This window comes from Sphingomonas sp. Tas61C01 (assembly GCF_052567495.1).
The window spans coordinates 2,629,781-2,645,696 of record NZ_CP199583.1; the positions used below are offsets into that span (position 1 = coordinate 2,629,781).

At 69.3% G+C, this 15,916-nt stretch carries 17 protein-coding genes; 7 read left to right on the forward strand and 10 right to left on the reverse strand.

Annotated elements, in window-relative coordinates; genetic code table 11:
* The first annotated feature begins 121 nt into the window (after positions 1-121).
* Positions 122-1,405, forward strand: coding sequence for a UDP-N-acetylglucosamine 1-carboxyvinyltransferase (gene murA / locus ACT009_RS12365; RefSeq protein ID WP_445191374.1), 1,284 nt, complete (start codon positions 122-124; stop codon positions 1,403-1,405).
* A gap of 137 nt (positions 1,406-1,542) precedes the next feature.
* On the opposite strand, the gene ACT009_RS12370 is transcribed toward murA, so the two are convergent.
* The 7 genes from ACT009_RS12370 to lgt all read right to left on the reverse strand — a co-directional run bounded on the left by ACT009_RS12370 (position 1,543) and on the right by lgt (position 7,950).
* Complete coding sequence (locus tag ACT009_RS12370; protein ID WP_445191375.1) at positions 1,543-2,061, reverse strand: phosphoribosyltransferase; 519 nt, start codon at positions 2,059-2,061, stop codon at positions 1,543-1,545.
* On the reverse strand, positions 2,061-3,071 hold the full coding sequence (locus ACT009_RS12375; protein WP_445191376.1) for an adenosine deaminase: 1,011 nt from the start codon (positions 3,069-3,071) through the stop codon (positions 2,061-2,063). The genes ACT009_RS12370 and ACT009_RS12375 overlap by 1 nt, the downstream gene beginning before the upstream one ends.
* 258 nt (positions 3,072-3,329) lie before the next feature.
* Entirely contained in the window at positions 3,330-4,655 is a 1,326-nt protein-coding gene (locus ACT009_RS12380; RefSeq protein ID WP_445191377.1) for a cystathionine gamma-synthase family protein, read from the reverse strand.
* 53 nt (positions 4,656-4,708) lie between these two features.
* On the reverse strand, positions 4,709-5,473 hold the full coding sequence (pgeF, locus tag ACT009_RS12385; protein ID WP_445191378.1) for a peptidoglycan editing factor PgeF: 765 nt from the start codon (positions 5,471-5,473) through the stop codon (positions 4,709-4,711).
* Positions 5,470-5,985 (reverse strand): GNAT family N-acetyltransferase, encoded by a 516-nt coding sequence (locus tag ACT009_RS12390; protein ID WP_445191379.1) that lies wholly within the window; start codon positions 5,983-5,985, stop codon positions 5,470-5,472. Before ACT009_RS12390 ends, pgeF begins: the two co-directional genes overlap by 4 nt.
* Entirely contained in the window at positions 5,982-6,980 is a 999-nt protein-coding gene (locus ACT009_RS12395; RefSeq protein WP_445194085.1) for a class I SAM-dependent methyltransferase, read from the reverse strand. Before ACT009_RS12395 ends, ACT009_RS12390 begins: the two co-directional genes overlap by 4 nt.
* Before the next feature lie 85 nt (positions 6,981-7,065).
* Positions 7,066-7,950: a prolipoprotein diacylglyceryl transferase gene (gene lgt, locus ACT009_RS12400; protein ID WP_445191380.1), complete on the reverse strand. Its 885-nt coding sequence runs from the start codon at positions 7,948-7,950 to the stop codon at positions 7,066-7,068.
* A 65-nt stretch (positions 7,951-8,015) separates the two neighbouring features.
* Between lgt and ACT009_RS12405 the strand changes: the two genes are divergently transcribed.
* On the forward strand, positions 8,016-9,722 hold the full coding sequence (locus ACT009_RS12405) for a class I adenylate-forming enzyme family protein (protein WP_445191381.1): 1,707 nt from the start codon (positions 8,016-8,018) through the stop codon (positions 9,720-9,722).
* On the opposite strand, the gene ACT009_RS12410 is transcribed toward ACT009_RS12405, so the two are convergent.
* A complete protein-coding gene (locus ACT009_RS12410; protein ID WP_445191382.1) occupies positions 9,689-9,946 on the reverse strand; it encodes a PspC domain-containing protein in 258 nt (85 codons plus the stop codon). The genes ACT009_RS12405 and ACT009_RS12410 overlap by 34 nt on opposite strands.
* 299 nt (positions 9,947-10,245) lie before the next feature.
* Here ACT009_RS12410 and ACT009_RS12415 point away from each other — a divergent pair, with 299 nt between their 5' ends.
* From ACT009_RS12415 to ACT009_RS12435, 5 genes are all read left to right on the forward strand, one after another.
* Positions 10,246-10,758: a MarR family winged helix-turn-helix transcriptional regulator gene (locus tag ACT009_RS12415; protein ID WP_445191383.1), complete on the forward strand. Its 513-nt coding sequence runs from the start codon at positions 10,246-10,248 to the stop codon at positions 10,756-10,758.
* A gap of 125 nt (positions 10,759-10,883) precedes the next feature.
* The gene (locus ACT009_RS12420) at positions 10,884-11,678 is read left to right on the forward strand and encodes a hypothetical protein (protein ID WP_445191384.1); all 795 of its coding nucleotides are present in this window, start codon (positions 10,884-10,886) and stop codon (positions 11,676-11,678) included.
* Positions 11,679-11,709: 31 nt separating this feature from the next.
* The gene (locus tag ACT009_RS12425) at positions 11,710-12,162 is read left to right on the forward strand and encodes a MaoC family dehydratase (protein WP_445191385.1); all 453 of its coding nucleotides are present in this window, start codon (positions 11,710-11,712) and stop codon (positions 12,160-12,162) included.
* Entirely contained in the window at positions 12,159-13,007 is an 849-nt protein-coding gene (locus tag ACT009_RS12430) for an HpcH/HpaI aldolase/citrate lyase family protein (RefSeq protein WP_445191386.1), read from the forward strand. Before ACT009_RS12425 ends, ACT009_RS12430 begins: the two co-directional genes overlap by 4 nt.
* A gap of 61 nt (positions 13,008-13,068) precedes the next feature.
* Positions 13,069-14,775 carry a DEAD/DEAH box helicase gene (locus ACT009_RS12435; protein ID WP_445191387.1) on the forward strand — a complete coding sequence of 569 codons (1,707 nt, stop codon included), beginning with the start codon at positions 13,069-13,071 and terminating at the stop codon, positions 14,773-14,775.
* 148 nt (positions 14,776-14,923) lie between these two features.
* Here the strand turns inward: ACT009_RS12435 and ACT009_RS12440 are convergent, their stop codons facing one another.
* Entirely contained in the window at positions 14,924-15,583 is a 660-nt protein-coding gene (locus ACT009_RS12440) for a thymidylate kinase (protein ID WP_445194086.1), read from the reverse strand.
* A gap of 1 nt (position 15,584) precedes the next feature.
* The gene (locus ACT009_RS12445; RefSeq protein WP_445194087.1) at positions 15,585-15,863 is read right to left on the reverse strand and encodes a chorismate mutase; all 279 of its coding nucleotides are present in this window, start codon (positions 15,861-15,863) and stop codon (positions 15,585-15,587) included.
* Positions 15,864-15,916: the final 53 nt, after the last annotated feature.

Consider the following 15,916-nt stretch of genomic DNA (forward strand, 5'->3'; position numbering starts at 1 on the left):
AGAGCCGCCTTTACGGCAATCGCACCATCTCTGCGTCCTCCGCGCCTCTGCGCGAGCCCTCTTCTCCCTGTCTCGAACGACACGCCCTTGCACGCGAGCCTCCGCGCGCTAGACCGCGGCGATGGATCGTATTCTCATTCGCGGCGGTAACCGGCTCAGCGGCCGCCTGCCGATCTCCGGCGCCAAGAACGCGGCGCTGACGCTGATGCCGTGCGCGCTGCTCACCGACGAGCCGGTGACGCTGCGCAACCTGCCGCGACTCGCGGATGTCGACGGCTTCGGGCATCTGCTCAACCAGCTCGGCGCGTCGACTTCGATCGAGGGCACCCGTCCGGAGGATTTCGGCCGCGTGATGACGATCCGCGCCGGCAAGCTGACCTCGACCGAGGCGCCCTACGACATCGTCCGCAAGATGCGCGCGTCGATCCTGGTGCTCGGCCCGATCCTCGCGCGCGCCGGCGTCGCGACGGTGTCGCTGCCCGGCGGCTGCGCGATCGGCAACCGGCCGATCGATCTCCACCTGAAGGCGCTCGAGGCGATCGGCGCGGAGATCGAGATGGCGGCGGGCTATGTCCGCGCCTCCGCCCCCGGTGGCCGGCTTCCGGGTGGGCGGTTCAGCTTCCCGATCGTGTCGGTCGGTGCGACCGAGAACGTCGTGATGGCGGCGGCCACCGCGCGCGGCACCTCGGTGATCGAGAATGCGGCGCGCGAGCCCGAGATCGTCGATCTGTGCAACTGCCTGGTCGCGATGGGTGCGCACATCGACGGCATCGGCACCGAGCGGCTCGAGATCGAGGGCGTCGATCGCCTCCACGGCGCGACCTATGCGGTGATGCCCGACCGGATCGAGGCGGGCAGCTACGCCTGCGCCGCGGCGATCACCGGCGGCAGTCTGGAGCTGGTCGGCGTGAAGGCCGCGGACATGCGCGCGACGATCGACGCGCTGGTCGAGGCCGGGGTCAGCGTCGCCGAGACCAAGGACGGCATCCGGGTCAGCGCCGACGGGCGGCTGCGCCCGCTGACGCTGTCGACCGCCCCCTATCCCGGCTTCGCGACCGACATGCAGGCGCAGTTCATGGCGATGCTGTGCCGCGCCGACGGCGCCAGCGTGCTGACCGAGACGATCTTCGAGAACCGCTACATGCACGTGCCCGAACTCGCGCGGATGGGCGCCGACATCCAGGTCCGCGGCCGCACCGCGGTGGTCCGCGGGGTCGATCACATGGCCGGCGCGCAGGTGATGGCGACCGACCTGCGCGCGTCGATGAGCCTGATCCTCGCCGGCCTCGCCGCCGAGGGCGAGACCCAGGTCAGCCGGGTCTATCACCTCGATCGCGGTTACGAGCGGCTGGAGGAAAAGCTCCAGGCGGTCGGCGCGGATATCGAGCGCGCCAGCGACGGGTGACGAAGATGGAGTGGACTGCTGCCACTTTAGATGTGCTCCCGCGCAGGCGGGAGCTCAGGACCAAGCAGCGCCACGATCGTTGCTTTGCCCGATCCTGTATTCCCGCCTGCGCGGGAATACGATTGGCGTAGGAGAGCTCAGGCAAGCCGCTCCGGCACCGCCGCCGCGTCGTCCGCCAGGGCGGCCGCCGGCGCGATCGCTTCCCACGGAAACACGAACCAGTCCTTCGTCACCGTCCGGTCGATCGTCCGCGCGCTGTAATCCACCCGCTCGGCCGAACTCAGATTGTCGATCAGCGTCGCGAACCGGATGCTGCCCGGCACCGCCCCCGCCGCGACGAGCGCGCCGCGCAGATGGGTGATCGTCCGCCCCGAATCGTTGATGTCGTCGAGGAACAGCAGCCGCTCGCCGGCGCGGGTGCGCGCCGCCAGCTTGACCAGCGGTTCGTCCGCGAAGTCCGCGACCTGGCTGGAAAAATCGACCGACAGCATCGGCAGCCCCGCGGCGTGGCTGAGGAACACCGCCGGGGTGAGCCCGCCGCGACCGATGCCGATGATGAAGTCGGGCCGCCAATCCACGCTCGTCGCCAGCTGCGCCGCGATCGCGCGGATCGCGGCGACGAACTCGTCCTGCGGAATGTCCGTGAAGACCGGCATCAATGCGCCGCCACATAGGCGTCGAGCGCTGCGAGGTGGGTGGCGACGACGTCGTCGGGAAGGAACGATCCGAGGAAGCTGTTGCGCGCCAGCATCGCCAGGTCGCGGCGATCGAGCCCGCGCGCGGCCGCGGCGGCGCGGTAATTGTCCGCGACATAGCCGCCGAAATAGGCCGGATCGTCCGAGTTAATCGTCGCGCGCAGCCCCTCGCGCAGCATCCGGTCGATCGGATGGTCCGCCATGTCGCCGACCACGCACAGCTTGAGGTTGGAGAGCGGACATACCGTCAGCGTCATCCCCGTCCGTGCCAGCCGTGCGACCAGCGCCGGATCCTCCAGGCTGCGGTTGCCGTGATCGAGCCGATCGACCCCGAGCAGGTCCAGCGCCTGGTAGACATAACCGGGCGGCCCCTCCTCGCCGGCGTGCGCGACCCGGCGCAGGCCGAGTGCGTGCGCCGCCGCGAACACCCGCGCGAACTTCTCGGGCGGATGGCCGAGCTCGGACGAATCGAGCCCGACCGCGGTGATCCGGTCGAGCCACGGCCGCGCCATCTCCAGCGTCGCGAACGCGTCCGCCTCGTCGAGATGGCGCAGGAACGACAGGATCAGCCGCGACGTCAGCCCGTGCGTCGCCTCGGCCGCGGCCATTCCCGACAGCAGGCCCGCGATGACGGTGTCGAAGTTCACCCCGCGCGCGGTGTGGGTCTGCGGGTCGAACATGATCTCGGCATGGACGACGCCGTCCGCCGCGGCGCGATCGAAATAGGCGACCGCGAGATCGTGGAAATCCGCCTCGGTGCGCAGCACGTCGGCGCCCTTGTAGTAGATGTCGAGAAAGTCCTGCAGCCGCGAAAAGCTGTACGCCGCGCGGACCTCCTCGACGCTGGCGAACGGGATCGCGACGCCGTTGCGCGCAGCCAGTGCGAACATCAGCTCGGGCTCGAGGCTGCCTTCGATGTGCAGGTGCAGCTCGGCCTTGGGCAGCCCGGCGATGAAATCGTGATCGGTCATCGCGACGTCATCGCCGGAAGCGGCGATCGGGGCAAGCGGTGGGGGCGGGGTGCCACTTCTTCGCCGTCGCGAGACCTCTCCGAACTTCTTCGTCATCCCGGACTTGTTCCGGGATCCACCGTTCCCCAGAAGCAAAACTCGTTTATGTCGCGGCACCGTGGACCCCGGAACAAGTCCGGGGTGACGAATTAATTTGGTGAAGTCGGCTATCGTTGCCGAGGTCTCGCCTTCGCGGGGATGACGGGCGTGGAGCCCCCCTCAGATCGCCTCCAGCGCTTGGGTGAAGTCCGCGATCAGGTCGTCGGCGTCCTCGACGCCGATCGAGATCCGCACCAGATTGTCGGTGATCCCGAGCGCCTGCTTTCGCGCGTCGGGAACCGACAGATGCGTCATGCCCGCGGGGTGGCTCGCCAGCGTCTCGGTGCCGCCGAGGCTGACCGCGAGCTTGGCGATCTTCAGCGCATCGAGGAACGCGAAGCTCTCGCGCTCGCCGCCCTTCAGGTACAGCGAGAAGGTCGATCCGCCACCGGTGCAGTGCCGGCGATAGATGTCGGCCTGGCGCTCCATGCCGGGTTCGTCCTCGAGGAAACCGAGATACGCGACCCGCTCGACCTTCGGATGATGGCGCAGATAGCCGCAGACCTTCACCGCATTCTCGCCGGCGCGGCTCATCCGCAGCTCCAGCGTCTCCAGGCTGCGGAGCAGCATCCAGGCGGTGTTCGGGTCGGTGATCGTTCCGATCGTGTTGCGCATCGATCGAATGGTGTTGATGTGCTCCTTCGATCCGAGCACCCCGCCCGCGACCAGATCCGAATGGCCGCCGGCATATTTGGTCAGCGAATAGACCACGATGTCCGCACCGTGCTTCAGCGGTTGGTGCCACAACGGGCCGAGGAAGGTGTTGTCGATCGCGATCGGCGGCTTGGTGTCGCCGAAGATCGCGTCGCGGCTCGCCGCCACCGCCTGCACGTCGACCAGCGCGTTGGTCGGATTGGCGGGCGATTCGAGATAGATCAGCGCGACGCTGCCCGTCGCGGCCTCGGTCATCACCGCGTCGATCTCCTCGCGGGTCGCGCCGGCGGGGAAATCGAGCCATTTGACCCCGAACTTGCCGAGTACGCGGCCGATCAGCGTCTCGGTCGCCGCATAGAGCGGGCCCGAATGGACGATGGTGTCGCCGGGCTTGACCATCGCCAGGAACAAGGTCGCGATCGCGGACATGCCGCTGGAGAAGGCGAGCGCGTCCTCGGCTTCCTCCCACACGCCCAGCCGATCCTCGAGGATCTCCTGGTTGGGGCCGTTGAACCGCGAATAGACCAGCCCCTCGGCACCACCGGGGCGCTTGCCGGTCACGCCCTCGAAATGGCGCTTGCCCGCCGCCGCATTGGGGAAGACGAAGGTCGAGGTGAGGAAGATCGGCGGCTTCAGCGATCCTTCGGACAGCGCCGGGTCGTAGCCATGCCCCATCATCAGCGTCGACGGCTTCAGCTTGCGCCCGCCGATCTCATCGACCGCGGGCTTGGGGGAGACCCGTGCCTCCACGCCGCTCAATTCGGCTTCGTTCGGGGTGGTCGGTTCGGACATGATGCTCTCCCAATTACGATGAGCATCATACGCCGATATGGTCTCAAGGGAAACTATACGACGGCGATGAGCGCGATCTGCCGGCCATAGGAGGGCTCGCCGTGGTGGGTCGCGCGGCGATAGCTGTAGAAGCGCGCCTCGTCCGCATAAGTGTCGAGCCCGAGCGCCTCGACCCGGCCGATCCCCGCGTCCGCCAGCCGGTGCGCGACATAGGCTTCGAGGTCGAAGCGGTGATGCCCCTCGCGCGCGTCGGCGAAGAACCGCTCGTTCTCGGGATCGGCCTCGGCGAAGCGGCGCGCGAAGCAGTCGTCGACCTCGTAGCTGGCGCGCGCGATGCACGGGCCGATCGCGGCAACGATGCGGTCGCGGCGCGCACCCAGCGTCTCCATCGCCACGATCGCGGCGTCGGTAATCCCTCCCAGCGCGCCCTTCCACCCGGCATGCGCGGCGCCGACCACCCCGGCCTCGCGGTCGGCGAGCAGCACCGGCGCGCAGTCCGCGGTGAGGATGCCGAGCAGGAGGCCCGGCCGATCGGTGACGAGCGCATCGGCGTGCGGGCGCTGCGCATCGTCATACGCCGCGGGCACGCTCACCGCCTCGGCGGAGTGGACTTGGTACACGGTGCACAGCCGCGCACCGGGCAGCACCGCGTCGGTGGCGAGGCGGCGGTTTTCCGCGACGGCGGCAGGATCGTCGTCCGAGCCGAGCCCGACGTTCAATCCCGCCGTGACCCCGGTCGACACCCCGCCGCGCCGGCCGAGAAAGCCGTGCGGCGTGCCGGCGAGGGCGCGGGCGCGGATCACCTCGACGTCGCTCACAGCATCAGCCTCATCACTTCGTCGCGGTCGATCTGCGTGCCGGTGTGGAACGCGTAATCGCCGACATGGACGAAGCCGTAGCGATCGTAGAAGCGCCGCGCGCGCGGGTTGTGTTCGAACACGGTGAGGAACAGCGCGGGCGCACCGCGGCCACGCGCGGTGTCGATCGTCCAGGCCATCAGCGCCTGCGCGATGCCGTGGCCGTGCCGGTCGGCGACGACGTAGAGCTGGCTGAGCTGCAGCGCGTTCGGATCGTTCGCGGCCTCGACCACCCAGGGCTTGGTGAGCTTGGCATAGCCGACGATCCGCCCGTCCTCGACCGCGAGGCGGAAATGGATCGCGGGATCGGCGAGATCGCGGAGCAATGCGCCGTCGGGGCCGTAGGCGGTGGCGACATAGGCGGCGATGTCGGCGGCGGGCGCGGTGTGCGCGAAGGTCGCGATCCAGATCTCGCGCGCCATCGCGTCGAGTGCGGGGCCGTCGCCGGGCCGGGCGTCGCGATAGTCGATCATGCGAACGCCGCCGGGGTCGGCCAGTGTGGCGCGGTGAGCGCGAGCGCGCGGAACAGCTCGCCCATGTCCTGCATCAGCCGGGTACGGCCGGCGAGCACCTCGTCGGCACGGTCTGGCGCGGTCCGCGCCAGCGCCGCGGCACGCGCGTCGATCCCGAGCTGGCCGAGCAGGTCGCGCTGCGCGATCGGCCCCCAGGCGACCGCACCCTCCGCCTGCCCCGCCGCGGCGAGCGTCGCGAAATCGACATGCGCGCTGAGATCCTGCGCTCCCGGATCGGCGAACGGGTTCGCGGCGGCGTGGCCGCGCACCGCCTGCAACGTCTCGCCGAGCGCCGGGCCTTCATAGCCATAGTCGATCGCGAGCAGCGCCCCGCCCTGCGCCGCGAGCCGCCCCGCCAGCGCGCGCGCGATCGCCACCGCGTCGGGGCTCGCCTCGATGATCGACCCGGGCGGCGCGTCGCGAAAGCGATCGGGGACGATCGCGTCGGGAATCGGCTTGCCCGCGATCGGCAGGAACAGCGTGTCCTGGCACGCGACCAGCCGCTCGTGCCACTGCTCGCGCTTGATCAGCTGGCGGATCGGCAGCGCGTCGAAGAATTCGTTGGCGACCACGACCAGCGCAACGTCACCAGGCAGCGTGTCGACCGCATCGTGCCAGGTCGCACCCGGCACCCGCTCGCGCTGCAGGCCGCGGAGCACCGGACTGGTCTCGACCAGGTGCATCGTGGGCGTCAGCCCGGCCTTGGCCATCGCCCGCATCGCGTCGGCGGCGAGCGTGCCGCGACCGGGGCCCAGCTCGACCCACGCGATCTCGGGCCGCCCGGCGCGGTCCCACAGATCGGCGCACCACAGGCCGATCAGCTCGCCGAACATCTGGCTGATCTCGGGCGCAGTGACGAAATCGCCGGCGGTGCCGAGCGGGTCGCGCGTGGCGTAATAGTGCGCGTTAGCGGCGGCCATGAACTGCGCGACCGACATCGGCCCCGCGATCGTCATCGCGCTGGCGAGCCGTTCGGGGAGGGGGAGGGTGTGGGTCACGATCGCCTATCATGTGGAGTTCGCGGGAGCACAATGAACAGCCCTAAGCCACGCTCTCCTGCCCCGCGATCGATTCCACCCGGACGCGGCGCCTGGCGGCGGTCGCGACCAGATACACGCCGCCCGCGATCATCGGCACGCACAGCCATTGCCCCATGTGCAACCCGGTGCGCTCGGCGAAGGCGCGCAGCTGCGAATCCGGCTCGCGGAAGAATTCGACCACGAACCGCGCGATGCCGTAGCCGAGCACGAACAGCCCGACGAGCTTGCCCGGATCGTAGCGCGCCTTGGTCCGCCAGAATGCGAACCACAGGACCGCGAACAGCACCAGCCCCTCCAGCCCGGCCTCGTAGAGCTGGCTCGGGTGGCGCGCGGGTTCGACCATCCCGAACGGCACGGTGCGGTCGAACACGATGCCCCAGGCGACGCTGGTCGGCTTGCCCCACAGCTCGCCGTTGACGAAGTTGGCGAGCCGACCGAAGAACAGCCCGAACGGCACGCAGCAGGCGATGTAATCATGCACCCGCAGCCAGTTGAGCTGGTGCTTGCGCGCGAACAGGATCAGCCCGATCGAGGTGCCGATCACCCCGCCATGGAACGACATCCCGCCGTCCCACAGCCGCAGCACGCGAAGCGGGTGGAGCAGCATGTCGGGCGCGTAGAACAACACGTACCCGATCCGCCCGCCGAGGATGATCCCGAGCGTGGCGTAGAACACCAGGTCGTCGGCATGACGCCGCGCCATCGGCGCGCCCGGCTGCGCGATCAGCTTTAGCAGATACCACCAGCCGAGCAGGATGCCCGCGATATAGGCCAGGCTGTACCAGCGCAGCGTGAAGAATCCGATCGAGAACACATCCGGCTTCAGCCCGAGATCGGTGAAGCGGATGGGGTCGCCCGATGCGGCGGCGAGTATGGACAGGATCAAGGCTTCCCCCTGGGCTTTGCGGCCTGCATAAAGCTGCAAAGGCATTAGACCAAGCGGAGAGAGCGATGCGGACCGAACTCGACCGGCGCATGGATGCGACGATGGCGGCGCTGACCGGGCCGGACGGCATGCTCGCGCTCGGCAGCGCGGAACGGTTCGGGGTCACCCTGCCGACGATCGCCGCGGCGCCGCCGTCGCTGCCCGCCTATTTCGCGCATTATTGCGCCCAGCATGCCGATGCGACCTTCCTGGTCTCGGGCGAGGAGCGGCTGACCTTCGCCGAGGTCCACGCCGCGGCGACCCGGGTGGCGCAGGCGCTGGTGGGCACCCACGGCATCGTGGTCGGCGACCGGGTGGGGATCGCGATGCGCAACTCGCCGTCCTGGATCGCGCTCTACATGGGCATCCTGATGGCGGGCGGAGTCGCGACGCTGCTGAACGGCTGGTGGCAGGCGGAGGAGCTGGCGACCGCGATCGCGGAGGTCGATTGCACCCTGGTCGTCGCGGACCCGCCCCGCGCCAAGCGGCTTGCATCGCGATCGGCGCGGGTGGTGGTGATCGACGACACCCAACCGCTCGCGACCGCACTGACCCCGCTCGCCGCGGCCGCTGCGGCGCCGGTCGATCTGCCCTCGGTCGGCCCGCTCGATCGCGCGACGATCCTGTTCACCTCGGGATCGACCGGCCAGTCGAAGGGCGCGCTCGCGGATCATCGCGGCATCGTCCAGGCGATATTCAACTATCTGGCGCAGGCGATGATGATGGTCGGCCTCGCGACTCAGGACGGCAATCCGCCCGAGGGGCAGCCCTCGACGCTGCTCACCGTGCCGCTGTTCCACGTCACCGCGGAGGTGCCGGTGTTCCTGCAGAGCTTCGCGATGGGCCGCAAGCTGGTGTTGATGCCGAAATGGGATGCCGAGCAGGCGATGCGGCTGATCGAGGCGGAAGGAATCACCTATTTCGTCGGCGTGCCGCTGATGAGCTTCGAGATCCTCACCCATCCCGATCGCGCGGCCTACGACCTGTCGACGGTGACCGACTTCGCCGCCGGTGGCGCGCCGCGCCCCGAGGAGCATGTCCGCCGGATCGAGGCCGAACTCGGCACGCCCGAGGGCAAGGGCGCGCCGCTGATCGGCTACGGTCTGACCGAGACCAACGGCGTCGGCACCGGCAACTGGCGGAGCAATTACATCGCCAAGCCGAATTCGGCGGGCCGGCCGTCGGCGCCGCTGGTCGATCTCGCCATCCTCGACGACGACGGCCGCCCGGTCGCGGTTGGCGAGCGCGGCGAGGTGTGCCTGCGATCGATCTGCAACTTCGTCGAATATTGGCACCGTCCCGACGCCACCGCCGCGGCCTTCACCGCCGACGGTTATTTCCGCAGCGGCGACATCGGCTATCTCGACGAGGACGGCTATATGTTCATCGTCGACCGCAAGAAGGATATCATCATCCGCGGCGGCGAGAATATCAGCTGCCTGGAGGTCGAGGCCGCGTTGTACGAACATCCCGCGGTCGCCGAGGCCGCAGTGTTCGGGCTCGCTGACGAACGCTTCGGCGAGGTGCCGGGCGCGGTCGTCCATCCGCGTGACGGTGCGGCGATCGACGAGGAGGCGCTATGCGCGTTCCTCGAGGCGCATATCGCCGCGTTCAAGGTGCCGCGCCGAATCTGGATCTCGGCCGCGCCGCTGCCCCGGCTCGGCACCGAGAAGATCGACAAGGTCAGCCTGAAGAACACCTACCGCGCACTGGCGTCGCGCGCCGCGGCCTGATCGTCGACGCGGTTCGACGCGACTGGGTAGATCCAGCGCGAGGCCGCCACCGCCAGGCCGAGCACGAGATAGGTGGCGATCACCACCACCGGGTTCCACAGCACCGCGGCGCCCAGCAGCACGCGCAGGTAATTGGCGTTGAAGCCGAGATCCTGGCCCAGACCCTCGCAAACACCGAAAAACGTGTCGGGGCGGTCGAAAAGCGGCGCGGGCGTTGCGGTCATGATCGGTTCCTTGGCTGTCGCACCGGCTGGCCGGCGCCTCTGCCCCCGCCACTGCAACCGGCGTGCCATTTCCAAAAATCGTGTGGAATCAACGGCTTGGTCTTCGACCATTGCCCTCGCGGCCGGCGCGCTCGCCACAATCTGGTGGTTTCCGCCACGGTCGCCGGCCTGCCGCCCCACCGTCCCGCGTCGGCACAGGAAACTACCACCTACGTATCATACCGGAGTAGTTTATCCTATATTATTGGATAATGGTTCGATTACTGCTTTGACACATGGTGGGAATGGCAATGGACAGCATGACGAAACAACTGGTGGTCGACGAAGAAATCGAACTGGATACCACGACCAAGCCGACGGCCCAGCCGTTTCGCTTCGGCTTCCTGGTGCACGACGTCTCGCGCATGCGCCGGACGCTGTTCGACGATCAGATGAAGCCGCTCGGCGTCACCCGGTCGCAATGGTCGGTGCTCGCCTATCTGTCGCGGGAATCGAACAACGGCACGATGCAGGTCGATCTCGCGCGCGACATGGATGTCGGCAAGGTGACGATCGGCGGGTTGATCGATCGGCTTGAATCGAGCGGCCATGTCGAACGCCGGCTCGACGCCCGCGACCGCCGCGCGCGCCGGATCTTCATCACCGAAAAGGGCTTCGAAACGATCCGCCGGATGCAAACCGTAGGCGCCGAACTCAACGATCGCGTCCTCGAAGGCATCTCGGAGCGCGACCTGAAGGTCACCGAAAAGACGCTGGCACGGGTAAAGGAAAACATCCGCAGCCTCTTGCACGCCAGCTCTGCAAACGTTTGATTGAACCAGGCGGGCGTGCATCATGGTGCATGCCCGCCTATCGTTGATTGAACATCGGTACCGTTCGCGGGCCAGGTCAAGAACGCACTGGCGGTGTCGCCCGGCGGGGTCTAGGCGCCTCCCGCATGCGTTCGGCGTCCCTCCTGCCCGTGCCGGACTTCCGACAGGCGTCGGTCAGACGGCGTGCCGCATCGATGGCGCTGACGATTGCGGCGCATCTGCTGATCGTGTGGCTGCTGCTCCGGCTGGCGCCGCCGCTCCCCGCGCCGCGCGCGGTCGAGAAGCGGCCGACCGAATTCACCCTGCTCCCGGATCGCGCCGACACCCCGACGCCGTCGCCGCGCGACCGCAAGGTCGCCAAGGTGAAGACCCCGAGCGGCGGCGCCGCTCCGCGCGCGCGCAAGGATCCCTCGCCCCCGGCCGCGACCACGCCGCCCTCCTCGCCGACCCCGCCGCCGATGATGATGGCGGGCGGCATGGAGCTGTTCGACGCCGCCGATATTTCGAAGATCCCCGCCCGTCCGGGCGACGCCGACGATGCCGGCGGCGACGGCGACGGTGCGGGGGCGGGCAAGAACAGCGGCTCGGCCTATGGCCCCGGTGAGGGGCCGGGCGGTGCGCGGCTCTACAATGCCGAATGGTATACCGAGCCGACGCCGTCGCAGCTCGATTTCTACCTGCCGCCCAATCGCCCGGCGGGCAGCTGGGCGCTGATCGCGTGCCAGACGATCGCCGACTATCATGTCGACAATTGCCGCTCGCTCGGCGAATCGCCACCCGGATCGGGGCTCGCGCGCGGGTTGCGGCAGGCGGCATGGCAATTCCGCGTGCTGCCGCCGCGGATCGGCGGCAAGAAGATGGTCGGCGCCTGGGTCCGGATCCGCTTCGACTTCATCCAGGGGCAGCTGCGGGTGAAGTGATCCCCCAGAACGCGCAACAGGAGAGAGCAGAATGGCCGGCCGACATTATGATCAGTGGAGCGTCGGCGATCGGATTGTCCACGACATCCGCCGCACCGTGACCGAGACCGACAATCTGCTATTCTCGACGATGACCCACAACCCGCAGCCGCTGCACCTCGATGCCGAGGCGGCGAAGGCCAGCGAGTTCGGCCGGATTCTGGTCAACGGCACCTTCACCTTCGCGCTGATGATCGGGCTGTCGGTGGGCGATACCACGCTCGGCACGCTGGTCGCCAATCTCGGCTACGACAAGCTGGTGATGCCGCACCCGGTGTTCATCGGCGATACGATGCGCGCCGAGACCGAAGTGGTCGAGCTGCGCGACAGCAAGTCGCGGCCGACCGCGGGCCTGGTGACGTTCCGCCACGTCCTGACCAACCAGCGCGACGAGATCGTCTGCCAGTGCCTGCGCACCGCGCTGCTGTCGCGGGCGCCGTCATGAGGCTCCGGTCGCTGCTGTTCGTGCCCGCCGATCGGCCCGAGCGCTTCGCCAAGGCCGCCGCAAGCGGGGCCGACGCGATCATCCTCGACCTGGAGGATTCGGTGGCCGCGGCGCGCAAGCCGGTCGCGCGCGAGGCGGTGGCCGCCGCGCTGGCGATGCCCGAGCCCGGCGTGCTTCGGTTGGTGCGGATCAACCCGCTCGATGCGGGGATGCTCGCCGCGGATCTTGCCACGGCGCGGGGCGCGGACGCGCTGGTGCTGCCCAAGGCCGAAGGCGCGATCGCGATCACCGCGCTCCATGACGCGTGGGGGGAGGGGTGCCCGCCGATCCTGCCGATCGCGACCGAAACGCCCGCGGCGATCTTCGCGCTCCGCGAATACGACCAGGTCGCGGGCGATCTCTGCGGGCTGACCTGGGGCGCCGAGGACCTGCCCGCCGCAATCGGCGCGGCGACCAGTCGCGAGGCGGACGGCAGCTACACCGCGCCGTACCAGCTGGTGCGGTCGCTCGCGCTGTTCGCCGCGCATGCCGCGGGGGTCGCCGCGATCGAGACGGTGTATCCCGCGCTCGACGACGACGTCGGGCTCGCCGCCTATGCCGCCCGTGGCGCGCGCGACGGGTTCACCGGGATGATGGCGATCCATCCGCGTCAGGTCGCGACGATCAACGCCGCCTTCACCCCCGATGCCGCCGCGATCGCGGCGGCGCGCCGCATCGTCGAGGCGTTCGCCGGAGAGCCCGATCGCGGTGCATTCCAGCTCGACGGGCGGATGATCGACGCGCCGCACCTGAAGCAGGCACGCGCGATCCTGGCGCGCGCGGGGGAGGCGGCGGCAGGCGGCTGAACCGCCACCCCGACCGGAATCACCTTGCCGTTCCGGTCCGGAGCGCCCATCTGGCGCGATCATGCCATTCTCGACTCTGCCCCCGCTTCTCGCCGAAGCGCTTTCCGCGCGCGGCTACACCACCATGACGCCCGTCCAGGCTTCAGTCATCGAGGAGGGCGCGCGCGGTCGCGACCTGCTGGTGTCCGCGCAGACCGGATCGGGCAAGACCGTCGCCTTCGGCCTTGCCATGGCCGACGAACTGATGACCGACGGCGCGATGCCGCCCCCCGGATTGCCGCTGGCGCTGATCGTCGCACCGACCCGCGAGCTCGCGCTCCAGGTCAGCCGCGAGCTGATGTGGCTGTTCGGCAAGGCCGGCGCGCGGATCAGCACCTGTGTCGGTGGGATGGACGCGTCCAAGGAGCGCCGCTCGCTCGGCCACGGCACCCACATCGTCGTCGGTACCCCGGGGCGGTTGCGCGACCATCTCGAACGCGGCGCGCTCGATCTGTCGGCGACGCGGGTGGCGGTGCTCGACGAGGCCGATGAGATGCTCGACATGGGCTTTCGCGACGAACTCGAGGCGCTGCTCGACGCGACTCCCAAGGAACGTCGGACGCTGTTGTTCTCGGCGACGATCCCGCGCCCGATCGCGGCGCTCGCCAAGGCGTACCAGCGCGATGCGCTACGGATCTCGACGGTCGGCGAGGATCGCGGGCACGGCGACATCACCTATCAGGCGATCGCGGTGTCGCCCTCGGATATCGAGAATGCGGTGATCAATCTGCTCCGCTTTCACGAGGCGGAGACCGCGATGCTGTTCTGCGCGACCCGCGACAACGTCCGCCACCTCCACGCCTCGCTGGTCGAGCGCGGGTTCGGCGCGGTGGCGCTGTCCGGCGAGCATTCGCAGACCGAGCGCAACCAGGCGCTGCAAGCCTTGCGCGATCGCCGCGCGCGGGTCTGCGTCGCGACCGACGTCGCCGCGCGCGGGATCGATCTGCCGACGCTGAGCCTCGTCGTCCATGTCGAACTGCCGCGCGATGCCGAGACGCTCCAGCACCGCTCGGGCCGCACCGGTCGCGCGGGCAAGAAGGGCACCGCGATCCTGATCGTGCCCTACCCGCGCCGCCGCCGGGTCGAAGGCATGCTGCGCGGTGCGCGGATCGCGTTCGAGTGGGTGCCGGTGCCGAGCGCCGACGACATCCGCGCGCAGGACAGCGAGCGCCTGCTGGAAACGCTGCTCGCCCCGGTCGAGGCCGACGACGCCGATCGCGCGCTGGCGCAGCGGCTGCTCGCCGAGAAGACTCCCGAGGAACTCGCGATCGCGCTGGTGCACCAGGCTCGCGGCGCCCTGCCCGAGCCCGAGGAGATGATCGACCGCGACACGCCCGGTGCCGCCGAGACCCGCACCGAAGGCCCGCGCCGCGGCTTCGAGGACACGGTGTGGTTCCGCCTCAACATCGGCCGCAGCCAGAACGCCGATCCGCGCTGGATCCTGCCGCTGATCTGCCGCCGCGGCCACATCACCAAGAACGAGGTCGGCGCGATCCGCATCGGCCCCAACGAGACCCAGTTCGAGATCCCGCGCGGCACCGCCAGCCGCTTCATGTCCGCCTTCGTGCGCTCGGCGGACGAGGACGACGGCGTCGCGATCGAGCCGATCGCGGGCAACGGACCGCCGCAGACGCCCCGCGGCGCCCCGCGTGGCGGACCGCGGACTGGTGGCCCCGGTGGCCCGCGCCCGCATCGCCCGTCGAACGCGCAGGCCGGACGGCGGCGGTAATTAGCCTCCCCTACAGGGGGAGGTGGCTGGCGTCAGCCAGTCGGAGGGGTGACGCCTTCTCCGGATAGCTGGTCACCCCTCCGCCAGTCCTGCGGACTGCCACCTCCCCTTGCAGGGAAGGACTTGCTCTGGGAATGTCTTCGCTTGATCACCCAATCGCCCGGACGATCTCCGCCGCGATCTCGGCAGGCGGGCGCATCTCGCCGTCGCGGCCGGTGACCACCCGCTGCCAGCGCCCCAGCAGCGCGCCCTCCGTCATCGCCGCATAGGCCGCGCGCACCGCCCGCTGGAGCGTGTCGTCGGCCTCGTGCGCGTCGTAGGTCTGGTCGGTATACGACCGCCGCCGCTTGCGGGCGATCTGCGCGCGCGCGACCTCCAGCGGGGTGTCGAGATAGATCGACAGATCGGGCGCGGGCATCGCGAACTGCCCGGTCTCCAGCGCGACGATCCAGCGCATCAGGTCGCCGGCCTCGTCCGCCGCAACCTTCGCCGCCTGGTACGCCATGTTCGACGCGATGTAGCGATCGAACACCACCACGTCGCACCGCGCCGCGGTCGCCAGCACCAGATCGCGCGATTCGAACCGGTCGAGCGCATAGAGCGTCGCCAGCGCACGCGGCGACAGCGCATGCGGCAGCCGCCCGGCGAGGAAATCGCCGAGCACGTGCCCGCCGACCGTGGCGGTGTAGCGCGGGAACGAGATCACCTCCGCCGATCGCCCCGATGCGTGCAGCGCGGCGACGACCGCGGCGGCGGTGGTCGCCTTTCCCGCGCCGTCCGCGCCCTCGATCGCGACCAGCAGCGCCATCTCAGCCACGCAGCTGCTGGTGATGGCGGATCACCTCGTCGATGATGAAGCGCAGGAACTTTTCGCTGAATTCGGGATCGAGCTCGGCCTCCGCGGCGAGGTTGCGCAGCCGCTGGATCTGCCGCTCCTCGCGTCCCGGATCGGCGGGCGGCAGGCCCGAACTCGCCTTGTAGCGGCCGACCGCCTGGGTCACCTTGAAGCGTTCTGCGAGCAGGTGGACAAGCGCGGCATCGATGTTGTCGATGCTCTTGCGATATCCCTGCAACACGTCGTCGACCATCAGCGTAAACCCCCGCGGCCGCAGCCAATGATTTCTCCCTTGGCGGCATTGCC

What these genes read in the sequence shown, in the direction of transcription:
- murA (WP_445191374.1), top strand. Translation starts at nt 122, where the DNA reads ATGGATCGTATTCTCATTCGCGGCGGTAACCGGCTCAGCGGCCGCCTG.
- ACT009_RS12370 (WP_445191375.1), bottom strand. Translation starts at nt 2,061, where the DNA reads ATGCCGGTCTTCACGGACATTCCGCAGGACGAGTTCGTCGCCGCGATC.
- ACT009_RS12375 (WP_445191376.1), bottom strand. Translation starts at nt 3,071, where the DNA reads ATGACCGATCACGATTTCATCGCCGGGCTGCCCAAGGCCGAGCTGCAC.
- ACT009_RS12380 (WP_445191377.1), bottom strand. Translation starts at nt 4,655, where the DNA reads ATGTCCGAACCGACCACCCCGAACGAAGCCGAATTGAGCGGCGTGGAG.
- ACT009_RS12390 (WP_445191379.1), bottom strand. Translation starts at nt 5,985, where the DNA reads ATGATCGACTATCGCGACGCCCGGCCCGGCGACGGCCCCGCACTCGAC.
- ACT009_RS12395 (WP_445194085.1), bottom strand. Translation starts at nt 6,980, where the DNA reads ATGACGATCGCGGGGCCGATGTCGGTCGCGCAGTTCATGGCCGCCGCT.
- ACT009_RS12405 (WP_445191381.1), top strand. Translation starts at nt 8,016, where the DNA reads ATGCGGACCGAACTCGACCGGCGCATGGATGCGACGATGGCGGCGCTG.
- ACT009_RS12410 (WP_445191382.1), bottom strand. Translation starts at nt 9,946, where the DNA reads ATGACCGCAACGCCCGCGCCGCTTTTCGACCGCCCCGACACGTTTTTC.
- ACT009_RS12415 (WP_445191383.1), top strand. Translation starts at nt 10,246, where the DNA reads ATGACGAAACAACTGGTGGTCGACGAAGAAATCGAACTGGATACCACG.
- ACT009_RS12420 (WP_445191384.1), top strand. Translation starts at nt 10,884, where the DNA reads ATGCGTTCGGCGTCCCTCCTGCCCGTGCCGGACTTCCGACAGGCGTCG.
- ACT009_RS12425 (WP_445191385.1), top strand. Translation starts at nt 11,710, where the DNA reads ATGGCCGGCCGACATTATGATCAGTGGAGCGTCGGCGATCGGATTGTC.
- ACT009_RS12430 (WP_445191386.1), top strand. Translation starts at nt 12,159, where the DNA reads ATGAGGCTCCGGTCGCTGCTGTTCGTGCCCGCCGATCGGCCCGAGCGC.
- ACT009_RS12435 (WP_445191387.1), top strand. Translation starts at nt 13,069, where the DNA reads ATGCCATTCTCGACTCTGCCCCCGCTTCTCGCCGAAGCGCTTTCCGCG.
- ACT009_RS12440 (WP_445194086.1), bottom strand. Translation starts at nt 15,583, where the DNA reads ATGGCGCTGCTGGTCGCGATCGAGGGCGCGGACGGCGCGGGAAAGGCG.
- ACT009_RS12445 (WP_445194087.1), bottom strand. Translation starts at nt 15,863, where the DNA reads ATGGTCGACGACGTGTTGCAGGGATATCGCAAGAGCATCGACAACATC.